Origin of the sequence: Pseudokineococcus marinus (genome assembly GCF_013004605.1) — a bacterium.
GTDB classification, from domain to species: Bacteria; Actinomycetota; Actinomycetes; order Actinomycetales; family Quadrisphaeraceae; genus Pseudokineococcus; species Pseudokineococcus marinus.
In genome coordinates, this window is record NZ_JABEMA010000333.1 from 1 (window position 1) to 3091 (window position 3091).

The following is a 3091-nucleotide window of genomic DNA, read 5'->3' on the forward strand; positions in this document are numbered from 1 at the left end:
CTGGCCGGCGAGAGCCTCGAGCGCGCCGGCGACGACGGTCGCACCGCCGCGCGCCGCGACGACGACCGCGCGCGGTCGGTCCTCACGGCCCCACCGGGCGGCGGGCGACTCCTCGACGAGCTCGAGCGCGCGGCGCACCTGGGCGCCGGCGCCGGCGAGGGCCCGGAGCACCGAGGAGGGGTCGGCCGCCGCGAGCCGGTCGGCGTCGTCGAGCAGCGCCTCGTCGAGGTCAGCCACCTGCGGGCTCCCCCCGCACCGAGGACGACGAGCCCTCGGGCGACGGCCCGGACGACGTCTGGGGGACGCCTTCGTCGACGAGCAGCACGGGCACGCCGTCGACGACGGGGTAGAGCAGCGGCGGCTCGGCGCTCGTGCTGAGGAGGCCGACGAGCCGGCCGTCGGCGTCGCGGCGGTCCTCCAGCGGACCCCCGGTCGCCGGGCACCGCAGCACCTCCCGCAGCCAGGCGGGCGGCTCCGGCGGCGCGCCGCGGCGGGCCGCACCGCCGCGCGAAGCCTCCGGGCGGCTCACGCGTCCGCCCGCACGAGCGCGAGGACCTCGTCGCGCACGGCCGCCATGGTGGCCGCGTCGACACCCTCGACGTTGAGGCGCAGCAGCGGCTCGGTGTTGCTGGCGCGCAGGTTGAACCACCACGCCCGGCCACCGGGCCCCCGCGCCGGGGCCCCCTGCTCCTCGTCGCCGGAGCCGACCGGCGCCGTCACGGTCATCCCGTCGAGGTCGTCGAAGCCGGCGCCCCGGGCGGCGTAGGCCTGGCGGACGCGCTCGACCGCCGCCGGCACGTCGTCGACGACGCTGTTGACCTCGCCGCTGGCGGCGTACGGGGCGTAGTCGGCGACGAGGGCCGACAGGGGCCGCTCGTCCTCCCCGCACGCGGCGAGGACGTGCATCGCGGCGAGCATCCCGGTGTCGGCGCCCCAGAAGGCGCGGAAGTAGTAGTGCGCCGAGTGCTCGCCCCCGAAGACGGCGCCCGTGCGCGCCATCTCCTCCTTGATGTAGGAGTGCCCGACGCGCGTGCGCACGGGCGTGGCCCCCGCGTCCGCGACGAGCTCGGGCACGACGCGCGAGGTGATGAGGTTGTGGATGACGACGACCTCGGCGTCCGGGTCCGCCTCCCGCTCCCGGGCGATCTCGCGCAGCGCGACGAGGGCCGTGACGGCGCTGGGGCTCACCGCGTCGCCGCGCTCGTCGACGACGAAGCAGCGGTCGGCGTCGCCGTCGAAGGCGAGGCCGAGGTCGGCCCCCTGCTCGACGACGGCGCGCTGCAGGTCGACGAGGTTGGCGGGCTCGAGGGGGTTCGCCTCGTGGTTCGGGAAGGTGCCGTCGAGCTCGAAGTAGAGCGGCCGCACGTCGAGCGGCAGCGCCGGCAGGCCGGCGGCCTCGCCGAGCACCGCCGGCACCGTGAGGCCCGCCATCCCGTTGCCGGCGTCGACGACGACGGTCAGCGGCCGCGCCCCGGACAGGTCGACGAGCGAGCGCAGGTGCTCGCCGTAGCCCCGCATGACGTCCTGCTCCGTGCGGCTCCCCCGCTCGTCGACGACCTCGGGGCCGCCCGCGTCCAGGGACGCAGCGGCGTGGTCGCGCACCGCGGCCAGCCCCGTGTCGAGGCTGACGGGGCGCGCGCCGGCGCGGCAGAGCTTGACGCCGTTGTACTGGGCGGGGTTGTGGCTCGCCGTGAACATCGCGCCCGGCGCGTCGAGGGCGCCGCTCGCGTAGTAGAGGCCGTCGGTCGAGCAGAGCCCGACGAGGACGACGTCGACGCCCCGGTCCTGCGCACCCGCGGCGAAGGCGTCGACGAGGCCGGGCGAGCTCGGGCGCATGTCGTGGCCCACGACGAGCCGGCGGCCGCGGGGCGCGGCCCGGTCGGCGCCGCCCGCGGGGTGCGCCGCCTCGAGCACGAGGACGTCGGCCACCGCGGCGCCCAGCGCGCGGGCCGTCCGCTCGTCCCACTGCTCGGGGACGACGCCGCGGACGTCGTACGCCTTGACGATGTGCGAGAGGTCGGTCGGCGGCGGGGGCGTGGTCACGTCGGCGGAGGCTACCCGTCGGCGCCGGGCGGGGGGCCGTGCCAGGAGGCGGCCACCACCCTCACGGGCCAGCCGCTCCACCCGTCGGCGCCGGCGCTGGCGACCCGTCGTGCCAGGGGCGGCGGGCCAGGGGCGGCGGGTCGGGGGCGGCGGTCAGGGGCGGCGGGTGCGGTCCACGACGTCGTCGATGGACAGGACGGCGCCGTCGGCCTCCCAGCCGCGGTGCTCGCAGCGGGTGCAGGAGGTGAAGACGGCCGGCGTGCCGTCGGTGAGGGTCATGGCCAGGCGCGTGACCCGCCCCGCCCCGCAGCTGCTGCACGACGCCGTGACGGCGTCGGCCTGGGTGAGGGAGCCCAGCGGCGGCGGGGGCTCGGCGCGGCGGCGCTGGCGGGGGGCGGACGAGGCGGCGCGGCTGCTGGGCACGACTGCTCCTGGAGGACGATCGGGCCGCCGGCGGCGGCGTGACCCCCCTGCCATCGGCCGACCGGGTGAGGACCTTGAGCCCTTCGGGCAGATCCGTCCGGAACGGCTCAGGTGCGGCCGACGCCGGACGGGCGCGGCGTCGCGACGACCCCGCCCCAGCCCGTCGTCCGGCCCGTCCTCCGGTCCCGTCGTCCGGGATCAGCCCCGGGGGCCTCCGGCGTCGCGGAGCACCCGCAGGTGGCCGCGGCGCGCGGTCTCCTGGGCGGGCGGCTCGACCGGGCCCCGCTGAGCCGCGCTCGAGGGGCCCTGCGCGTCGGAGGCGCGCGGGCGGGCGGCGTCGCGGACGGCGTCGGCGAGCGCGAGGAGGTCGTCGTCGCTGCGGCGCTCGTGCGAGACGTCGGGCGCCAGGCGCACGACCTCCCAGCCGCGCGGCGCGGTCAGCCGCTCGGCGTGCGGGGCGCACAGGTCGTAGGTGTGCGGCTCGGGGCTGGCCGACAGCGAGCCGAGGACGGCCGTCGAGTCGGCGTACACGTAGGTGAGCGTCGCGACGGCGGGGCGCGGGCAGGCGCTGCGGCAGCACCGCCGGGCGCCGGGCGGGAGGCCGGGGCGCGCGCCGGCCGAGGAG

The 3091-nt window shown here is 78.8% G+C and carries 4 protein-coding genes and 1 pseudogene; all 5 read right to left on the reverse strand.

The genetic code is table 11. The annotated features are described in order from the left end of the window. Positions 1–237: pseudogene (locus tag HLB09_RS14910) on the reverse strand (SIS domain-containing protein); the annotation flags it as partial. Further along, complete coding sequence (locus HLB09_RS14915) at positions 230–529, reverse strand: Trm112 family protein (RefSeq protein WP_171204119.1); 300 nt, start codon at positions 527–529, stop codon at positions 230–232. The pseudogene HLB09_RS14910 and the gene HLB09_RS14915, both read right to left, overlap by 8 nt. After that, positions 526–2043 carry a phosphomannomutase/phosphoglucomutase gene (locus HLB09_RS14920; RefSeq protein ID WP_171204120.1) on the reverse strand — a complete coding sequence of 506 codons (1518 nt, stop codon included), beginning with the start codon at positions 2041–2043 and terminating at the stop codon, positions 526–528. Before HLB09_RS14920 ends, HLB09_RS14915 begins: the two co-directional genes overlap by 4 nt. A 153-nt stretch (positions 2044–2196) precedes the next feature. Next, positions 2197–2466: a hypothetical protein gene (locus HLB09_RS14925; RefSeq protein WP_171204121.1), complete on the reverse strand. Its 270-nt coding sequence runs from the start codon at positions 2464–2466 to the stop codon at positions 2197–2199. Positions 2467–2664: 198 nt separating this feature from the next. Beyond that, a partial coding sequence (locus HLB09_RS14930) for a DUF3499 domain-containing protein (RefSeq protein WP_171204122.1) occupies positions 2665–3091 on the reverse strand: 427 nt, incomplete at its 5' end.